The organism is Dyella soli (assembly GCF_054482295.1).
On the sequence record NZ_JBTFFU010000001.1, the window covers coordinates 841,252 to 860,746 of the forward strand.

General features: G+C 66.3%; 14 protein-coding genes. 5 read left to right on the top strand and 9 right to left on the bottom strand.

Going from position 1 to position 19,495, the window contains the following annotated elements; translation table 11 throughout:
• Positions 1 to 221 precede the first annotated feature (221 nt).
• Both ACXU4B_RS03985 and ACXU4B_RS03990 read left to right on the top strand, forming a co-directional pair.
• Positions 222 to 932, top strand: coding sequence for an SDR family NAD(P)-dependent oxidoreductase (locus ACXU4B_RS03985; protein ID WP_131407970.1), 711 nt, complete (start codon positions 222 to 224; stop codon positions 930 to 932).
• A 55-nt stretch (positions 933 to 987) separates the two neighbouring features.
• Positions 988 to 1,224, top strand: coding sequence for a tautomerase family protein (locus ACXU4B_RS03990; RefSeq protein ID WP_131407972.1), 237 nt, complete (start codon positions 988 to 990; stop codon positions 1,222 to 1,224).
• A gap of 76 nt (positions 1,225 to 1,300) precedes the next feature.
• On the opposite strand, the gene ACXU4B_RS03995 is transcribed toward ACXU4B_RS03990, so the two are convergent.
• The 3 genes from ACXU4B_RS03995 to ACXU4B_RS04005 all read right to left on the bottom strand — a co-directional run bounded on the left by ACXU4B_RS03995 (position 1,301) and on the right by ACXU4B_RS04005 (position 4,685).
• Positions 1,301 to 2,230 carry an MBL fold metallo-hydrolase gene (locus ACXU4B_RS03995; protein ID WP_131410331.1) on the bottom strand — a complete coding sequence of 310 codons (930 nt, stop codon included), beginning with the start codon at positions 2,228 to 2,230 and terminating at the stop codon, positions 1,301 to 1,303.
• A gap of 256 nt (positions 2,231 to 2,486) precedes the next feature.
• Positions 2,487 to 3,704, bottom strand: coding sequence for a YbfB/YjiJ family MFS transporter (locus ACXU4B_RS04000; RefSeq protein WP_131407974.1), 1,218 nt, complete (start codon positions 3,702 to 3,704; stop codon positions 2,487 to 2,489).
• Between the two features lie 270 nt (positions 3,705 to 3,974).
• Positions 3,975 to 4,685 (bottom strand): SDR family NAD(P)-dependent oxidoreductase, encoded by a 711-nt coding sequence (locus ACXU4B_RS04005; protein WP_131407976.1) that lies wholly within the window; start codon positions 4,683 to 4,685, stop codon positions 3,975 to 3,977.
• A 317-nt stretch (positions 4,686 to 5,002) separates the two neighbouring features.
• On the opposite strand from ACXU4B_RS04005, the gene ACXU4B_RS04010 reads away from it, so the two are divergent.
• Positions 5,003 to 5,845: a class I SAM-dependent methyltransferase gene (locus tag ACXU4B_RS04010; protein ID WP_165583136.1), complete on the top strand. Its 843-nt coding sequence runs from the start codon at positions 5,003 to 5,005 to the stop codon at positions 5,843 to 5,845.
• Between the two features lie 145 nt (positions 5,846 to 5,990).
• On the opposite strand, the gene ACXU4B_RS04015 is transcribed toward ACXU4B_RS04010, so the two are convergent.
• Genes ACXU4B_RS04015 through ACXU4B_RS04025 form a run of 3 tightly spaced genes read right to left on the bottom strand, consistent with a single transcriptional unit; the run spans position 5,991 to position 11,861 of the window.
• Positions 5,991 to 7,466: an efflux transporter outer membrane subunit gene (locus tag ACXU4B_RS04015; protein WP_131407980.1), complete on the bottom strand. Its 1,476-nt coding sequence runs from the start codon at positions 7,464 to 7,466 to the stop codon at positions 5,991 to 5,993.
• A gap of 17 nt (positions 7,467 to 7,483) precedes the next feature.
• Entirely contained in the window at positions 7,484 to 8,647 is a 1,164-nt protein-coding gene (locus ACXU4B_RS04020) for an efflux RND transporter periplasmic adaptor subunit (protein WP_165583137.1), read from the bottom strand.
• Positions 8,648 to 8,660: 13 nt separating this feature from the next.
• The gene (locus ACXU4B_RS04025; protein ID WP_131407984.1) at positions 8,661 to 11,861 is read right to left on the bottom strand and encodes an efflux RND transporter permease subunit; all 3,201 of its coding nucleotides are present in this window, start codon (positions 11,859 to 11,861) and stop codon (positions 8,661 to 8,663) included.
• 209 nt (positions 11,862 to 12,070) lie between these two features.
• Here ACXU4B_RS04025 and ACXU4B_RS04030 point away from each other — a divergent pair, with 209 nt between their 5' ends.
• Together ACXU4B_RS04030 and ACXU4B_RS04035 are read left to right on the top strand one after the other, a co-directional pair.
• A complete protein-coding gene (locus ACXU4B_RS04030; RefSeq protein WP_131407986.1) occupies positions 12,071 to 12,745 on the top strand; it encodes a heavy metal response regulator transcription factor in 675 nt (224 codons plus the stop codon).
• Positions 12,745 to 14,172 carry a heavy metal sensor histidine kinase gene (locus ACXU4B_RS04035; protein WP_131410333.1) on the top strand — a complete coding sequence of 476 codons (1,428 nt, stop codon included), beginning with the start codon at positions 12,745 to 12,747 and terminating at the stop codon, positions 14,170 to 14,172. The genes ACXU4B_RS04030 and ACXU4B_RS04035 overlap by 1 nt, the downstream gene beginning before the upstream one ends.
• 54 nt (positions 14,173 to 14,226) lie before the next feature.
• Here ACXU4B_RS04035 and ACXU4B_RS04040 read toward each other — a convergent pair whose 3' ends face one another.
• The 3 genes from ACXU4B_RS04040 to ACXU4B_RS04050 all read right to left on the bottom strand — a co-directional run bounded on the left by ACXU4B_RS04040 (position 14,227) and on the right by ACXU4B_RS04050 (position 19,373).
• Positions 14,227 to 16,632: an efflux RND transporter permease subunit gene (locus ACXU4B_RS04040; RefSeq protein ID WP_240734008.1), complete on the bottom strand. Its 2,406-nt coding sequence runs from the start codon at positions 16,630 to 16,632 to the stop codon at positions 14,227 to 14,229.
• Positions 16,629 to 17,720, bottom strand: coding sequence for a YCF48-related protein (locus ACXU4B_RS04045; RefSeq protein ID WP_131407988.1), 1,092 nt, complete (start codon positions 17,718 to 17,720; stop codon positions 16,629 to 16,631). The genes ACXU4B_RS04040 and ACXU4B_RS04045 overlap by 4 nt, the downstream gene beginning before the upstream one ends.
• A gap of 303 nt (positions 17,721 to 18,023) precedes the next feature.
• Positions 18,024 to 19,373: a DUF1329 domain-containing protein gene (locus ACXU4B_RS04050; protein ID WP_131407989.1), complete on the bottom strand. Its 1,350-nt coding sequence runs from the start codon at positions 19,371 to 19,373 to the stop codon at positions 18,024 to 18,026.
• Positions 19,374 to 19,495: the final 122 nt, after the last annotated feature.

A 19,495-nucleotide genomic window follows, 5' to 3' on the forward strand; every position in this document is an offset into this window, starting at 1 on the left:
TGCATCAGAACGTATCCAGCGACACGGCTTACACAATTCCACGCGTTTTGTCGGGTGTGCAGACACACCCGCGATACATCAGGAGGGTTTCCTGAGTACACCGGTCAAGCGTTCGCGAACCGCCCCGATGCGGCCGGAGCCTTCAAGCAAACCCGACTGATCCCAAAGCAATGCCGCTCCTTGCACGATCCAGCCCCTTCCTTCTCCGAGAGAATCAGACCATGAACAAGCAGCAGAAAGTCGCCATCATCACGGGCGCATCCCAGGGCATCGGCGCCGGCCTCGTCAGGGCCTTCCGCGACCGCAATTACCGCGTCGTTGCCAACTCCCGCTCCATCAAGCCGTCCAACGATCCGGACGTGATCACTGTGGCCGGTGACATCGCCGATCGCGCCGTGGCGGAGCGCATCATGGTCGAGGCCCTTTCGCGCTTCGGTCGCGTCGATACCTTGGTCAACAATGCCGGCATCTTCACCGCCAAACCCTTCACCACCTACACGACGCAGGATTACGCCAACAACATCGCCGTGAATCTCACGGGCTTCTTCCATATCACCCAGCTCGCTGTCGCCGAGATGGAAAAGCAGCGCAGTGGCCATGTGGTCAGCATTACCAGCAGCCTGGTCGATCACGCCATTGATGGCGTGCCCTCGGTGCTTGCCTCGATGACCAAGGGTGGCCTCAACGCCGCGACGAAGTCGATGGCCATCGAGTACGCCAAGCGTGGCGTGCGCGTCAATGCCGTGTCCCCGGGCGTGATCAAGACCCCGCTGCATGCACCGGAAACCCACGACGTTCTCGCCAGCCTGCACCCCGTCGGCCACATGGGCGAGATCGCGGACATCGTCGACGCCGTGCTCTTTCTTGACGAAGCCCGTTTCGTGACGGGTGAAATCCTGCACGTCGACGGCGGCCAGAGCGCCGGTCACTAAGTCCAGCAAGGGGGTGGGCGCCGCGCCCACCCCCGAACTCATCGAGGAGAGTGTCATGCCGATGGTCAACATCCAAATCACCCGCGAGGGTACCGGTCCGGGTCGCGACGCGGCCACCGCCGAAGAAAAAGCCGCCGTGATCAAGGGCGTCAGCGAGGTCTTGCTGGACGTGCTGAAGAAGCCCTTCGATTCCACCTTCGTGGTGATCGAGGAGGTGGAGCTTGAGAACTGGGGCTGGGGTGGACTGCCCGTGCCTGAACTACGCAAGCGGCGTGAGGCGGAACAAAAGTGAATCGTCAGGATGGCGCGGAGTCCGGCGCCATCCTTCCGTCGCGCACCGAAGGTGGCTGCACCCCGCATTGCCCGTGCTAGGGCTGCAGTCGCATGCCGTCCTTGGCAAATACGATCTCGCCCTTGTAGTTCTTGCGAATGGATGCCTCGACGCTCTCCTCGTTTTCATCGATCGATGGCGACAAGTGACTGAGCAGCAGCTTGTGGATTCCGCTCCCGGCCGCCACTGCGCCAATCGTCCTCGGGGGCGTGTGCAGGGTATAGAGCAGCGGGCGCGAACCGGGCGGGTCAAGGACCACGCAATTGAAAACCAGCAGACGGGTGCCAGCGGCCAGGCGGCGCAGGTTGTCGATCCCCTTGGCATCGATGTCGCCACTGAAGGTGATGCTCTGGTCGCGATAGTCGATGCGGTAGATCACTGCCGGCGCATCGCCATGATGGCCGGCCAGTGCACGGATGCTCAATCCGCGCTCCGAATAAATGACCACTGGCACCGTGGGGGCATTCCCAGAGGCATCGATGTCCGTCGCATGGATGGTCATCGGCGCCGCAAAATCATGCAGGTAACTGTAGGCACCATCGGGGCCGAATAGCAGATCGATATAGCGGCTGGTGGACGGAAAAGTGGCCTCGTCGCCTTCGCCATGATGGCCGGTCGGACCGAAGACGCTGAACTTCACCGGGGCGTTGCTCGAGATCGCACGCGCCTTGAACATCCCGGGCAACTCGCCGGTGTGATCGATGTGCAGGTGTGTCAGCAAGACGATATCCGTCTTGGCCAATGGCAGCTTCGCTTCGCCCACGCGGGCAAACGTCCCCGGCCCGGCATCGACCAGAATGCGGGGGTCGCCATCAACGAGCACCATGTATCCAGCGCCGGCGCGACCTGTCGCCCCTGGGCCACCCGATCCCAGCACGACCAACTCCAGTGGAGGAGTAACTGGTGCGGCCGTGCTGCCCATGGTGGCAAGCACCCAGATCACGATGCAAAGCGACAGCTTGAACATGCGTGCCCCGCTGAGTGTGTGCGCAGCCTGCATGCCAGGCTCCGGCAGACGGTGCTTGCCCGTTCCGTATGGGCGCCACCCGAGAAGCAGCGCTGCCTGACTGGCCAGCTCGAGTGAGCAGCACTGGGACAGCGCATTTTCCACCGGGCTGGTTATATGGCAAGCGACCCCCAATCACATCACTTGGCGCGCATGGACCACCTGGCATCCTGGCCTGGATCAACGGGAATGCCAGCACGGCTGTTGACCCCTGGGCTCATCGTTTGCCCCGTACGGTGACACCCACCACCAGGTCGAGAGCCAGTGCCAGACTCAACGCCGCCGTGCCGATCAGGAAGATCGCCTGGTAGTCAGCACCACGGTGGGCGAACAGACAAGACATCAGATACGCAGCGATTGCCTGCAGGACCGCGAAACTCGTGGTGGCCGTACCCCATGCTGCTTTCTGCGCCGCGGGTTGATGCGGAACAAGTTCATGGATGCGCCCCAGCGTCAAGGGCACGATGCCTGGCGTAAAGGCGCCAACGACCACAGCGGAGAGCATCAGCCAGCCACCATCCAGTCCGAACGCTGGCAAGACCACCGCCCCGGCTTCGATGAAATACGCCAGGCGCAAGGCGGGACCAAAACCCGTGCGATCGGCGAGGTGCCCGGTAAGCACCGGGCCCACCAGCGCCCCTAGCCCAAACAGCACCCAAAACTCCGAGCCCACCTGCACGCCCTGCCCCAGCCCATGCGCCACGAAATCCACCAGGAAGATCATGTGTGGCACCAGCCCGGCCGCGTTTAGCGCGTACTCGATGTACAGCGCGCGCAACGCGATCGGTTCCGGACCCCGCGCGTGCGTCACCGGTGCATCGGGAGGCGCGACGCCATGTTCCGAAGGCCACCCGCGCCAGGCCACCACCGTAAGGGCCAGCGCCAACGCCCCAAGGCCAAGCCAGGTCGTTGCGAGTCCCTGCTGCAGCAGCAGCGGTATGAGTGTGCCGGAGGCAGCGATGCCGGCGCCGATGCCCATGAAGATGACGCCACCGACCAGCCCTCGCCGCGCCACGGGCACGTGCGGAAGGATGGTTGGCGCGGCGATCACCATCAACCCGCCGCCGGCAAAACCCGAGACAAACCGCCAGAAGAAGAACCAGCTGAAGGACACGGGCCAGGCACAGGCCATCAGCGCCATCGACGCCATGACCATCATCGACCTGATCGAACCTACGACCGACACCACCCTGCTCAACGGGCGCGCGAGCAAGGCGCCAGCGAGATAACCCGCAAGGTTTGCCGCGCCAAGATAGGCCGCACTCGAAGCGTCAAACCAGTGCGCATCGATGATGGCAGGCAGGAGCGGTGTATAAGCGAAGCGGGCCAGTCCGATGCCGACCAGGCTGGCGCAAAAACCCGAAATCGCCGCGCGGCTGGTCGAAGTGTTCAATGCGCCGGATGCTTCACCACGGCGCGCACGATGCTCGTTCATTGGAGGCGTTCCATCCATTACGTATCACGACAGGGATCCAGCTGGCCGCACCCTGTGCGCTGTATCCCGGAATCCAGCCACGCATGAGGGCCCCAACGTGTCGCCCGGTCGCCCAGGATCACAGGCATCCCGCGCCAGGCGCCTCACGGATCCGCCGTCGTCGCATCGCGACAAGGCGCCATGCCCTCGCGGGTGACCATGGTGTCGACGAAGGGCGGGACTGTTTCTTCCGGGGCGACGGGGTGAGCGTGGCGCCCACCCCGTTCCGCATCAGTGGCCGGCGCTCTGGCCACCATCGACATGCAGGATCTCGCCCGTGACGAAACCCGCGTTGTCGAGATAGATCACCGCGTCCACGATATCGCCGATCTCGCCCATGCGACCCACCGGGTGCAGGCTCGCGAGCCCGGCATGCGTTTCCGGACCATGCATCGGCGTCTTGATCACGCCCGGCGACACCGCGTTCACGCGCACGCCGCGCTTGGCGTACTCGATGGCCAGCGACTTGGTGGCGGCATTGAGGCCACCCTTGGTAAGCGAGGCCAGCACCGACGGCACGCCATCGATCGCATGATCCGTCAGGCTGCTGGTGATGCTCACCACGTGGCCGCTGCCCTGCTTCTCCATCTCGGCGATGGCCAGTTGCGTCACATGGAAGAAACCATTGAGGTTGACCGACAGATTCTTGGCGTAGTCGTCTTGAGTGAAGTCCGTGAAAGGCTTGGCGGTGAAGATGCCCGCGTTGTTGACCAGCGTGTCGATGCGACCGAAGCGGCTCAGGGCTTCCTTCACCAGGCGCTCGGCCACGGCGCGGTCGGCAATGTCGCCGGCTACGGCGATCACGTCGGGATCGCTGGACGGCTTGATGGAGCGGGAATTGGCGATGACGCGATAATTGCGGTCACGGAAGGCCTTGACGAGGCCTGCGCCGATGCCCTGGGATGCGCCGGTGACGATGGCGACTTTCTGCTGATTGCTCATGAAACGTGTACTCCGGGGATAGGGGGAATATCTGCGTGATGGCTCTCGGGCCAGCCGCGCCGACAGCCGTAAATCTAGGCGCGCACGATCGATTGGCGAAGCCCTGCGGGTCGGCAGACATTCTTCCGCGCCGCGGTGGAATCGGTGGGTGCGGCGCCACTTCGGCACCGACGGCCGTCCATGCGGCGACGCGATGCCCACCGGAACCGGTGCTGGCCCGGCATCACCGCCGGGCCGGCTTGAGCGCCGGTCCATCGTCCACCTAGACTGGCCCGGTTCCGTGATGCTGCGGCCGACCCCAGTTGCGAGCGCCAGGCGTGGATAAGCAAAAGAACGTTTCAGGATTGCTGGGCGACACGAAGCATCGGGACTATGCGCCGAAGCTGTCGCTGTTCAACCGGTTTGCGGCGCCGGAGTTGCGCAAGGCAATCGCCAGCCTGCAGCTGGAACCTGGCGCGCACGTGCTGGATGCGGGCTGCGGCACCGGCGAAGCACTGCAGTGGTTGCGCGATGCCGTGGGCGACGAAGGCACGGTCACCGGCCTGGATCTTTCCTCGGCCCACGTCGCTGCGGCACGTGCACAGGCGCCGGCCGACGCGCTGGTGATCCAGGCCGACCTGGACAGGCTACCCTTGCCGGCCCGGTGTTTCGACCTGGTCTGGTCCGTCAACACCATCAACCACCTGCGCGATCCCGACGCCGGCCTGGCGACACTGGCAGCGCTCTTGCGACCAGGCGGACGCCTGGCCCTGGGGCAAAGCTCCTTGCTGCCCGACATGTATTTCGCGTGGGATTCGCGGCTCGAGCGACTGACCAATGAAGCCGTCCGTCAGTACTACCGCGACCGCTACGCCCTGGACGAACGCGACCTGACCGCCGTGCGCGCCCTGGTAGGCAGGCTGCGGCGAGCTGGCCTGAAGGATGTACGGGCACGGACATTCATTATCGAACGCGTGTCACCCGTCGGCACTGACGACGAAAACTACCTGCTCGAAGCAATCTTCCGGGCCACGTGGGGTGAGCGGCTGAGGCCGTACCTGTCGGACGCCGACCATGCCGAGCTGGCCAGGCTGTGCGACCCGCTGGATCCCGGCTATGCGCTCCGCCGGTCCGACTTCCATTTTCTGCAGACCTTCACCCTGGTCGTCGGGGTCGCCTGAAAGGCCACGCCGTCACGCGACGGCGTCTCGTCGCCGTGGCCCTGGATGGGTCAGCACCACGAAAATGACATGAAGTTCCTCTCGCCAGGTCCGGTGCCGGAAGGACGGGCTGGGCCGGGCACGCACAGCGCAACGGGAGCGCGCGTCAGCGGCGAGCAGTGTCGTCTGCATGCCAGTCGCCGCCGGTGGCCTTGATCAGGCGAACGTCGGCATCAAGCCGCCGCCGTGACAGCTCCACCATCTGGCGTGCCTGGGCCAGGCTCACACCCTGGGTCGACACCACTTCCAGGTAGTCGGTGGCGCCGGCCTGGTAGCGGGACATGGCCAGTTGCGCCGCGCGCGCGGATGCGTCCACGGCACGCTGCTGCGATACGGACTCGTCGGCGAGCACGTTCAGCGATGCGAGGTTGTCCTCCACTTCCTGGAACGCGCGCAATACGGTCTGGCGGTAATCCGCCGCAGCCGCGTCGTGACGGGCCTCGGCCGCAGACAGCTGCTGCCGGCGGCGACCACCGTCGAACAAGGTGCCGACCAGCGCCGGCCCGATCGCCCAGAACCGGCTGGGAAGCATGGCCAGTTGCGACAGACTCGACGACTCGAAACCGCCAGTGGCCGAAAGCACGAGGTCGGGAAAGAAGGCCGAGGTGGCCTCGCCCACGTCGGCATTGGCTGCAGCGACCCTGCGCTCGGCGGCAGCAATGTCCGGGCGTCGCTGCAGCAAGGCCGATGGCAGGCCGACGGGAACGTCTGGCAGCGCCAGTGGCCCGGTGTGCGGCGGCAACGCCAGCTGTGATGGCGGCACGCCGATCAGCACCGCGATGGCGTGCTCATCCAGCGCGCGGCACTCGCCCAGGTCGGTCAACTGGGTCCTGGCCACTTCCAGCTGTGTCTGCGCCTGCGCAAGATCCGATTCCGAGGCAATGCCACCGTTGAAACGGGTCTGCACCAGCGCCTGCGCCCGCGCGTAATCCGCCACGGTCTGATCCAACAAGGCGGCCTCGGCATCGAGTTCGCGCAAATCAAGGTAGTCCGTCGCCAGCTCTGCATGCATCGCCAGGCGGACCGAGGCGAGGTCAGCCTCGCTGGCCTGATAGCGCGCCTGCGCTGCGTCCACTTGATGGCCGATGCGATCGAACAGATCAGGCTCCCACGAGGCGGTCAGTCCGGCGCTGTAATCGGACACGGTCTTGCCGGCCAGCGCGCGCCCCACGACATTGCTGGAGGTGTGCCCGCGATCGGCGGCGATACCCGCGGTGACCGTGGGCCAGTAGCCGGCACGCGCCGTCCCCACCATGGCCTGCGCCTCTTTCAGGTGGGCCACGCTCTTCTGGATGGTCTGGTTGCCCACGTTCACCTTGGCCTCGAGGTCGTCGAGCGTCGGGTCGCCGAACTGCTTCCACCATGCACCCCTGCCCTGCTCGTCGCCCGGCTGGGCTGGCAACCAGCCGGGCGCAACGCGCTGGGCAGCGGTGGCAGCAGGGCCGGCTTCCTTGTACTGGTCGGGCATGGCCACTTCGGCCCGGACATAAGCCGGTCCCGGCGTACACCATGCCAGCAGCGCAAGCCCCAGCGAGACGGCAATCCACGGCGTACCGCGCGGCAATGTCTTTAACGTGTTCATCGGTCTGTTCCTCTGCGTCAGGCCGGGCTGGCCGGATGCGGGTTGATGCGAACGACCTGGCCCGCGCTGATGGCGTCGCCAGGATTGACGATGACCTGTTCGCTCCCGTTGAGGCCGGTGCGGATTTCCACCGTGCTGCCAAAGTCACGTCCCAGCGTGACGGGCACCAGCCGGATGGCTCCGCCGGCGCCGACCGCGGCCACCTGCACGCCCGTCGGACGGAACAGCAACGCATTGACCGGCAGGCTCAGGCCGGGCCGCGCGGTTGCAAGCGCGAGGCTGACCTGTGCAAAGGCACCCGGCTGCACCGAGCCGTCGGCATTGTCCATGTCCACTTCCACCCGCAAGGTGCGACTGGCCGGATCGATCGCGCCCGAGGTGCGCGCCACCGTCCCCGGGAACACGCGGCCGGGGAATTGCGGCAGCGTCAGCTCGGCCGTGGTTCCCGCACCGACGTCGGCGGCCTGGTCCTGCGGCACGTCGACAAACACGCGCAGGCGGTCGATCTCCGCCAACTGGAACAGCGCGGCCGGCGTACCGCCGTTGCCGGCATCGATCAGCGCACCGGTATCGACGTTGCGCACGGTGATCACGCCGGCAAATGGCGCCTCGACCTTTTCGAACGACTGCAGCTGCACAAGCCGGCTCACGTTGGCCTGTGCCGCGGCCAGCATGGCCTGCTTGGCCTTCATGGTGCTCACGTTTTCCTCGCTGGCCTGGCGCGATACCGCGTTGTCCTTCAGCATTTCCTGCCAGCGCGCTGCCGTGGTCCTGGCAATGTCGTAGTTCGCGGCGGCGGTGGCGGCATCGGACCGGGCCTGTTCGAGCGCAGCATCGACCTCGGGCGCATCGATCTCGGCCAGCCGTTGTCCGCGCTGCACGTGGGTGCCGATATCGGCGTACCAATGGCTCAGATAGCCGCTGGTGCGCGCATAGATGCTCGCCTGCTGATAGGCCTCCACTTCACCGGGCAGCACCAGCATCTGCTGCACCGGTGCGCGCGTCGGCGTGACTACGGCGACCGTGGGCTCGGCCAGCGTCGCTGTCTGCCGGGCAACCGCGGCGCGGGCCGTGAGACGTGGCAGTCCGCCCGCGGCCAGCGCGGCGGCGACCGCGGCGAGAGGAATGGCAAGGCGCAGCCTCGACGGCGAACGCGGCTTGAACAGGGTGATGGACGACATGGGATGGCTCCGGTCAGGACGCTGGATGGGGCGCCGGCAGTGCCAGGCGCTGGCGGCGGCGCAGCCACCCATGGACGGCCGCGAACGCCATGGGAACGAAGACCAGGGTCGCCGTGGTGCCGAACAACAGCCCGCCGATGACCGCGCGGCCCAGCGGCGCGTTCTGCTCGCCGCCGTCGCCAAGCCCGATTGCCATCGGCAGCATGCCGATGAGCATCGCCAGCGCCGTCATGAGGACCGGGCGGAAGCGCGTGCTTCCGGCATCGAAGGCCGCCTGCTGCGGAGATGCGCCCTCGTTGAGGCGATCGCGCGCGAAGCTCACCACCAGGATGCTGTTGGCGGTGGCGATGCCGATACACATGATGGCGCCGGTCAGGGCCGGCACGCTGACGGTGGTGCGCGTCACGAACAGCATCCAGGCGATGCCGGCGAGCGCGCCGGGCAAGCCGCTGATGATGACCAGGGGATCGGTCCACGACTGGAAGTTGACCACCATCAGCGCGTACACCAGCAGCACGGCGAACATCAGGCCCAGCATCAGGCCCTGGAACGAGGACTGCATGGTCTGCACCTCGCCGCGGACGACGATGCCTGAGCCGGGCGGCAGCTGCTCTTTCGCCTGCGCGACCAGCCGGTCGATGTCCCCTGCCACCGCACCCAGGTCGCGTCCCTGCACGCCGGCAAAGACATCGATCACCGGCTGCACGTTGTAATGCGATACCACCGCGTTTTGCGAGGCGCGCGACAAGGTGGCAAGTGAGTCGAGGATCGGCAGCACGCCGGCCTTCTGTGCCGCGCCCGGTGCGCCGCCCGTGGTCAGCGGGATATTGCCCAGCGCCTGCAGCGAGTCGATGGTGTCCTGGGGTGCCTCGGTCATCAGCGGATAGCTGACGCCGTTGCCGGGATTCAGCCAGAAATTGGGCGACGTCTGCGAGCTGCCGGACAGCGCGATCAACAGGTTCTGGGCGATCGCGCGCTGCTGGAAGCCAGCCTGCATGGCCTTGGTCCGGTCCACCTGGACGTTGATCGACGGCGCGTCGTCGGGCTGCTGGATGCGCGAGTCGACGACGCCCTGCACCTTGCGGATTTTCCCGAGCAGGCTGACCGCCACCTTCCGGTTGGCGGCCTGGTCCTTGCCGACAATCTGCACGTCGATCGGCGACGGCAGCCCGAAATCCAGCGTCTGGCTGATGATGTCGGCGGGCAGGAACGCAAAGGTGATACCCGGGAAATCGCGATTGAGCAGCTGCCGCAAGCTCGACACGTATTGCTCGGTCGGGGCATGCCCCGGCTTCAGCGTGATCAGGATGTCGGCATCAGCCGAACCCACGGGCAGCGACGAGTCGTAGGTCATGTTGATGCCACTGACCGGCAGGCCGATGTTGTCCAGCATGCTGCCGAGCGTGGAGGCCGGAATGGCGGCACGGATGTGCTGTTCGACCCGGTCGACGACGCGCGCGGTTTCCTCGATGCGGGTACCGGTGCCCGCGCGCAGGTGCAGGCGGATCTCACCGGTATCGGAGGTGGGAAAGAAATCGCGTCCAAGCAGCGGGACCAGCAGCAGCGAGCCCGCACATGCGATCGCAAACGTCAACGCCACGCGACGCGGACCCAGGATCGCCGCCTTCAGCCAGGCCTCGTACCGGCCATCCAGCGACGCAAAGCCGGCCTCGAAACGCTGCTGGAAGCGGCGCAGCCCCTGCAGGCGACCTTGTGCCGGCGAGCTGCCGACCGCTTCGTTGCGCAACATGTACAAGGCCAGGGTCGGAATCAGCGCGCGCGAGAAGAAGTACGACGCCAGCATGGCGAACACCACGGCCTCCGCCAGGGGCACGAACAGATAGCGGGCCACGCCGGACAGCAGGAACATCGGCAGGAAGACGATGCAGATCGACAAGGTGGAGACCAGTGTTGGCAACGCGATCTGGGCCGATGCGTCGACGATGGCGTCCCTGAGCGACTTGCCCATGTCGCGGTGGTGGCTGATGGCCTCGATCGCGACCGTGGCGTCGTCGACCAGGATGCCCACGGCAAGCGCCAGGCCACCCAGCGTCATGATGTTGATGGTCTGGCCGAGCACCGACAAGGCGATCAGCGACGTGATCACCGACAGCGGTATGGTGATCGCGATGATCAGGGTCGAACGCCAGCTGCCGAGGAACAGCAGGATCATCAGGGCGGTAAGGCCGGCCGCCACCACGCCCTCGCGCACCACGCCCTGCACGGCGGAACTCACGAATACCGACTGGTCCGACACGGCCTTGACGTCAAGCGCCTTGGGCAGGCCGGCGACGATCTTCGGCAACAGGCCTTTCACCGCGCCAATGATGCTCAGGGTGGAGGCATCACCGCTCTTCTCGACCTGGAGCAAGGCCGAGCGCATGCCGTCGACGCGCACGATGTTCGTCTGCGGCGCGAAACCGTCACGCACCGTGGCCACGTCGCGCAAATAGACCACCCCGCCGGCGGTGGCCTTGACCGGCATCAGGTTGAGCTCGTTGACCGTGGCCGGGCTGCCGTTGAGATTGACGTTGTATTCGAGCGCACCGATCTTGGCGGTGCCACCGGGCAGGATCAGGTTCTGCGCATTGACCGCATTGACCACGTCGAGCGGCGACAGGCCGTGGGCCTGCATGGCCTGCGGGTCGATGTCGACCATGATCTGCCGCACCTTGCCGCCGAACGGAAGCGGAATGGCGGCGCCCTGGACGGTGGCCAGCTGGGTGCGGATGAAATTGTTGCCCAGGTCGTAGAGCTGTTGTTCCGGCAACGAGCGACTGGACAGGGCAAGCTGCAGGATCGGCACGGTCGAGGCGTTGTAGGAGATCACCAGCGGCGGCAAGGTGCCGGGCGGCAGCACCCTGAGAATGGACTGCGCGTTGGCTGACGCCTCGGCAATCGCGCGGTTGATGTCCGCCCCGGCGTGGAAGTAGACCTTGATCACGGCGGTGCCGTTCACCGTCTGCGATTCCACGTGCTCGATGTTGTCCACGTCCGACGTCAACGCGCGCTCATACGGCGTGGTGATGCGATTGGTCATGTCGTCGGCGGAGAATCCGCTGTACGACCAGACGATGCTCAGCACCGGAATATTGATGTTCGGGAAGATGTCCGTGGGCGTCCGCATGATCATCAGCGGCCCCGTGATGGCGATGAGCAGGGCCAGCACGACAAAGGTGTAGGGGCGCCGCAGTGCAAGTTGAACGATCCACATGTGAGCCCCCGCCGGCGAGTACCGGTGCGTCGGATGAAAGGTCTGCCCGCGGAGTGCGGCCGCCACACGCCTGGCTGGATCGGCTACGGACTGGCGCCAAGGCTAGGGCCGGGGCGTTTGCCGGGCACTGACGACTTCCTGACGATTTTGTAATCGCGGCTATGGGGACGGCACGCGTATGATCGCCCCAGCGGAGGACCACACCTGTCATGCGTCTGCTCGTCATCGAAGATGAACTGAAAGCCGGCGAGTACCTCAAGAAGGGACTCGAGGAATCCGGCTTTACCGTGGACGTGGCCAGGAATGGCATCGACGGCCTGCACCTGGCGCTCGAGGAAGACTACGCACTGATCGTCCTCGACGTGATGCTGCCCGGCATCGACGGCTGGACGGTCATGCAGCGGTTGCGCCCCAGGAAGGACACGCCCGTGTTGTTCCTCACCGCCATCGATGAACTGGAAGAGCGCGTCAAGGGCCTGGAACTGGGCGGCGACGACTATCTCGTGAAGCCGTTCGCCTTCGTCGAACTGCTGGCGCGCATACGCACCCTGCTCCGCCGCGGGCCGCCACGCGACGTGGAGCACATGCACATCGGCGACCTCGAGATCGACGCCATCCGGCGCCGCGTACGGCGGGCAGGCCAGCGCATCGACCTGACGCCCCGCGAATTCGCGCTGTTGCAGCTGCTTGCGCGTCGCCGCGGAGAAGTGCTGAGCCGGACGCAGATCGCATCTTATGTGTGGGACATGAACTTCGACAGCGACACCAATGTGGTCGAAGTGGCGATTCGCCGGCTGCGCCTGAAGATCGATGACGCCCACGCGGTCAAGCTCATCCATACCGTGCGCGGCATGGGCTATGTGCTCGACCTGGAAGCGCCGTGATGCATCGATTCGCGCTGAGCACGCGCCTCACCGTGTGCTTCATCGCCATCATGGCGCTGTGCTTCGCCGTGGTCGGGGCCTTGCTGTTCCGGGCCGTCGCCGACCGTTTCTATGTGCAGGACGAGGTCAACCTGGTGCTGTCCACCCGCCACCTGCGGCGACTGGTTTCGGAACTGGCCACGCCCCGGGACCTCGTCGACCATCGTGACCGCCTGACCGCGCTCATCCTTGGCGACGCCGCCGTCTCGATGCGCATCGTGGACAACCAGGGGCGCGTGCTGGTCGAGCACCCTGCCGTTGGCGGCCAGCCCGCGATGGCCACCCATGTCGTGCCCGGCGACCAGCGCGTCCTGCGCAGCGACGTGACGTCCTGGGACGACGGCGCCGGCAACCCGGTACGCGGCGTCAGTGCTCTTGCCCGGTTGCAGGACAAGACCCCTGTCACCATCAGCGTCGCCAGGACCATGACGGATCGCGCCGTCGTGCTGGCGCGCTACCGCCACGACATCACGCTGATCCTGCTCTCGGGCGGCGTCCTGGCCGTGGTGCTGAGCTATCTGCTGGTCCGGCGCGCCATGCGCCCGCTGCGGACCATGGCGGACAATGCCCGCGCCATCACCGCGCAACGACTGGGCTCGCGCATGTCCATGCGTGACACTCCGGCGGAACTGCATGACCTGGCGCTGTCGCTGAACGCCATGCTCGAGCGGCTGGAACACGGCTTCGGCCGCGTCTGGCAATTCACCGTGGACCTGGCCCACGACCTGCGCACGCCGATCGGCAATCTGCGCGGAGCGAACGAAGTGGCACTGGCGCGCCCCCGCACCGCGGCGGAATACCAGGCCCTGCTGGGCTCGAACATCGAGGAATGCGACCGCGTCAGCCGGACGATCGAGAGCGTGCTGTTCCTGGCGCGTGCGGAGAGCCCGCAGTTTGCCCTGCAGCGCACTACCTTCGACGCCGTGCAGGAACTGACCCGCATCGCGGATTACTTCGAAGGCCTGTCGTCGGAGGCAGGCGTCTCGATACGGGTCGACGGCCACGCCTCGCTCCACGCCGATCGCGAACTGTTTCGCCGCGCCGTCGGCAACCTGTTGTCCAATGCGCTGCGCTACACGGATGCAGGAAAGTCGATCGACATGACGGCTGCCGCCGTCGATGACGGCGTCACTGTCAGCGTGGCCAACGAGGGGCCCGGCATCGATGCCGCCCATCTCGACCAGCTGTTTGACCGCTTCTATCGCGTCGACCGCTCGCGCAGCGATTCGGCCAGCTCGACCGGGCTCGGGCTCTCCATCGTCAAGAGCATCATGGAGTTGCATGGTGGCCAGGTCACCGTGTCGAGCCAGTTACAGGGCATCACTTGCTTCACCCTGTGGTTTCCGCGCTCCACCGGGCCGGAACACGAATCCGCTGCCCGGCCCTGACCAGGCGCTTGCGCGGTGCTCGCCCGTGGCCGGGCAATCGCACCGCGCTGGGACTCATGTCGTGCGGCGCAACAGGAAGTGCGAGAGGGCGGGAATCAGCACGAGCGCGCCGACCATGTTCCACAGGAACATGAAGGTCAGCAGGATGCCCATGTCACCCTGGAACTTGATCGGCGAGAAGGCCCAGGTGACCACGCCCGCGGCCAGGGTGACGCCGACCAGGGCCACCACCTTGCCGGTGAACTGCACGGCGCGGCGATAGGCCTGCGCCAGCGGTACGCCGGCCCGTTGCTGGGCAAGCTGGATCGACAGCAGGTACAGCGCGTAGTCGACGCCAATGCCGACGCCCAGTGCGATCACCGGCAGCGTGGCCACCTTCACGCCGATGCCCAGCGCGACCATCAGGGCCTCGCACAGGATCGATGTCAGCATCAACGGCACTACCGCGACCACCACCGCGCGCCAGGAGCGGAAGGTGATGAAGCACAACACGATCACCGCGCCGTAGACGTAGAACAGCATGGTGCGATCGGCCTGGCGCACCACGATATTGGTGGCCGCCTCGATGCCGGCACTGCCGGCGGCCAACAGGTACTGCCGGTCCTGTACGCCATGGGCGGCGGCAAAGGCTTCGGTGGCTGCCACCACGCGGTCGAGCGTCTCGGCGCGATGGTCGGTGAGATAGGCGATCACCGGCATCACCGAGCAGGCATTGTTGAACAGGTCCGGATTGTTGACCGAGGCCTGCTGCGCGCCGTAGTTGAGCACGTCCTGGTTGCGCGAAATGGTGAGCCACTTGGGGCTGCCTTCGTAGGAGCCCGCGGTGATCTGGCGCACCGCGTCGCCGAGGAACACCGTGGTCTGCACGCCGGGGACCTGGCGCAGCGTCCACGCCAGGCGATCGGCCTCGACCAGGGTGGCGTACTTGAGGCAGCCTTCGGCCGGGGTCTTCACGATCACCGCGAACATGTCGCTGGACAGCGAGTAGTTGCCGGTGATGTAGCCGTTGTCGCGGTTGTAGCGCGAATCGGCCCGCAGCTCCGGCGCGCCGCGTTCGAGGTCGCCGATCTTCAGGTGCTGGCTGACCACCAGGCCTGCGCCTGCCAGCACGGCCGAGACGCCCAGCGCGGCCACGGCCCAGCGGCGCGTGGTGAAGCGTTCGAGCATCCGCCAGATGGCGCCGCCGCCCTGCCCTTGGGCGTGTTCGCGCTCCGCGCGGAGGCTACGCTGGGCGGCCTTGCCATCGACGCCGCTGAAGGAAAGCAGCACCGGCAGCAGCAGGAGGTTGGTGAAGATCAGCACCGCCACGCCGATGCTGGCGGTGAGCGCGAGATCCTTGATGACCGGGATGTCGATCAGCATCAGCACGCCGAAGCCCACGGCGTCGGCAAGCAACGCGGTCACGCCGGCGAGGAACAGGCGGCGGAAGGTGTAGCGCGCGGCCACCAGCCGGTGCGTGCCACGCCCGATGTCCTGCATGATGCCGTTCATCTTCTGCGCACCGTGCGAGACGCCGATGGCGAAGATCAGGAACGGCACCAGCACCGAGAACGGATCCAGCGCAAAGCCCAGCGCGGCGACCAGGCCGAGCTGCCACACCACGGCCACCACCGAGCACAGGATCACCAGCGCCGTGCTGCGCACGCACCGCGTATAGCCAAAGATGACCAGCATGGCGATCAGGGCGGCGATGGCGAAGAAGCCCATCACCTTGACCAGGCCGTCGATCAGGTCGCCCACGAGCTTGGCGAAGCCGATCACGTGGATGTGCAGCTTCAGGCCCGGGGTCGCCTCAAAGCGGCTGCGGATGTCGTCCAGCGTGTGCGACAGCGCGCGGTAGTCGATCGCCGCACCGGTGTCCGGGTCCCTGGTCAGCAAGGGCACGAAGATCATGCTCGACTTGAAGTCGTTGCCGACGAAGCGGCCGACGATGCCGGCACGGGCGATATTGAGCTTGAGCTGGGCCGTGTGCTGCGGCGAACCGTCGTAGTTGTCCGGCATCACCGGGCCGCCGCGGAAGCCTTCTTCGGTGACTTCGGTCCAGCGCACGGCCGGCGTCCACAGCGACTTCAGCCCGGCGCGGTCGACGCCGCGGGTGAGGAACAGCTCGTCGTTGATCTTCTTCAGCGCTTCCTGGTATTTCGGATCGAAGATGTTGCCATCCTCGACGGCCACCACCACGCGCAACGAATTGCCCAGGCCGCGCAGCTCGCCGGCGTTGTCCAGGTAATTGCGGATATACGGATGGTTGCCCGGGATCATCTTCTCGAAGCTGGCGTTGAAGCTCAGCCTCGTCGCCGCCACCCAGCCCAGCAGCACCGTCGCCACGGCGCACACCAGCAGCATGATGAAGCGGTGGTTGAACACCAGGCGTTCGAGCCGGTTGCCGGAGTTCGCGTCGAACTGGCCCAGTTCGCTGACGACGGGCATGCGGTCGAGCGCCGCGGTTTCGGTATTCATTGCGTGGCCTCCTGACCGTCCCGGTGCGATGGCTGGGTTTTCACCCCGAGCGCGCCGGCGGTGACGATGGCATCGCCGGCGACGGCGACGGCAGACGTCGGAACGGGCCTGGGCTGGCGATACAGCTGGAAGTGCGCGCCGCTGTCGCGGCTCAGCAGCAGGCTGCCGGCCTGGCTGACCAGGGCGAGCTCCTGCGCGCCAAACGCCGTGCTGCCGGTCAGCCCTTCCTGGATACCGGTGTCGACGGCTTGCCAATGGGCGCCGCCGTCCGCACTGCGGTAGGCGTTGCCGCGCAGGCCGTAGACGATCACCGCGTCGCTGGTCCCGACAATGCCGAAATAAGTGCCCTTGTAGGGCGTGCCGAGCGCCTTGAAGCGGTCGGTGGCGCGGTCGAGCTTGAGCAACAGGCCCTGCTCGCCCGCGATATAGACGTCCGTACCGATGCCGCGCACGGCATACAGGTGCAGGCTGTCGGGATTCTCGGTGCGATCGAACCACGAGACCCAGCTGTTGCCGCCGTCGGTGGTACGGAAAATCAGGTTGAACGCGCCCACGATGAAGCCGTTGTGCTCATCGGCAAACCAGACATCGAGAAACGGGTTTTCCGCGCCCTGCGCCGCGATGCGACCGGCCTCGTCAAGCACCCTGGCGGCGTCTTCGCTGCCGCCGAGCTCGCCGCGCGCGGCCCGCGCGCGCAGTTGTTCCATCATCAGCTGGCCGACATGGCGCCCGTCCAGCTGCCTGACCCAGGTGGCGCCGCCGTCGCTGCTGTGGAGCACGACCCCATCGTGTCCAACCGCCCAGCCCTGCTGCGGCGTCGGAAAGTTCACCGCGACGAGATCGGAGGCGACCGGCACCGATGCCTGTCGCCAGTTCGCGCCGGCATCGTCCGAATACACGACCTGGCCGCGCTGCCCGACGGCCACCACGCGCTTGCCGGCCAGCGCCAGTCCGTTGAGCAGGCCCCTGGAGGCGAGCGGGCTCTGGCTCGCCGGCGTATCGAGCACATCGGCAAAACCGGCGGACGCGACGGCCGGGGCCATCAAGGCAAGCGCAACCAGCGCGCGTCGAACTCTAAGCAGAAACATGGGACGTCCCGGAATACGAAAGACCTACGGTTGAAACCCTGTGCGCCTGGCCTGGCGCCTGCCGGCGCCAGCCAGCGTGCGACGTCGTGAGTTGCCCGCCGCCGTTGCGAAACCGGCTTCCCGCGCATGCGCCGGAGCCGTCCCCCGCCAGCCGGGGTGGAAACGCGGCCGGCAATGGCCCGCGTTTCCCTTCCATGGAGCGGCATCGGACCTGCATGCCGTGTCCTGCGTCGGTCGGACGGCGGAGCGAGGGATGGCGAACGGCCGTCCCTCGCCCCGGCGCGACCGCGCCTTCCGCTGCGATCAGCGGATGCCCGAACCCGCCAGCGAGGCCGGGGACCAGTCGCGCTCCGTCATCGGCTTGGTGTAGCGGAAGCCGCCGGTTTCACCGGTGAAGGCGGTCAGCGAATACGAGCCCGCGATCAGGTCGTAGATGCCGTGCAGGTCGGCGATCGGCGCGGGAACCTCGTAGCTCGGCGTGATGTAGGCGAAGCCGGTGCGGAACAGCTGGCCACGGGCGTCATACGCGTCCGAAGCGACCGCTGCCCAGCTGTCCTCGTCGAGGTAGAACGTGCGCTTGCTGTAGATGTGGCGCTTGCCCGGCACCAACGTAGCTTCGACCACCCACACGCGATGCCGCTCCCAACGCACATCGTCCGGGTTGATGAAGTTGGGCTTGAGCAGGTCCTGCGCCTTGGTGTCGTACGCCATCTTGTAGGCGTTGTAGGGAACGAAGATTTCCTTCTTCCCAACCAGCTTGAAGTCGTAACGATCCATCGAGCCATTGAAGAGGAACACGTCATCGAACGTCGACGCGCCGCCCGAACCCGGGTTGGGCGTATCGAACGCGAGGTCGGGTGCCACCTTCACGCGGCGCTGCCCCGGCAGGTACTGCCAGGCATGGCGACCCTTGTCTTCGTAATTGAGCGGATCGACGATCTGCATGGCCTCGCCGGCGCGACGTGCCGGGCCGGTGTAGAGCAGGCGCTGCTGCCAGTAGACGTCGGCATCGGGCCTGCTCACATCCCAGTACGGATATTCCTCGGCGGCATTGCCTTCGGTGGTGAGCGCCACGCCACCGGAGGCGTCGACGTTGTAGTTGCGGTACTTGGCCGCGTAGGCGACGCCGTTGAAGCGGACCAGGTGGTTCCACATGGCCTCGAAGCCCGATTGCGGCATCGGGAACGGGAAGCCCGCGTGGCAACCGCTCATCGAGCGGCCGCTCGCCGCCGTCTTGGCCTCGACCGCGCACTTGGCGGTGTTCTCGATCACGAACTTCGGGAAGGCCGCGGTGCGATGCGTGGGATAGACGTCGACGTGGTAGCCCGGATATTTCTTCATCAGGGCGCGGGTGCCTTCGGTCAGGTTCGCCGCGTACTTGTCCATGTTCTTCGCGTCGATCGAGAACAGGGGCTTCTCGTTCGCGAAGGGGTCTGGGCGAATGCCGCTGCCGGCCTTGAACGAAGCCGGCGCGCTGGTGAGACCGCCGGTGTAGGCGGGAATCGCACCGTCGCTGCTGCCGGCCACTTCGGCGCCGACGCCCGTAAGCGTGGTGCCGAGCTTGTGCGCCTCCTCGGTCGATACGCTGGCGTGACCTACGCCGCAGAACAGGACGGCGACGGCCCCGGCCATCAGGGCTTTGCGGAATTGCATGCGCATACTCCTCACGATTGTGATTCGATTGTCGGGTTCCGGCGGCGCGACGCTTGCGCAGGCACGCGTCGCATCACCACTCCCCACGTCATAAGCACAGGTTCCGTCGCATCCCCGACCGC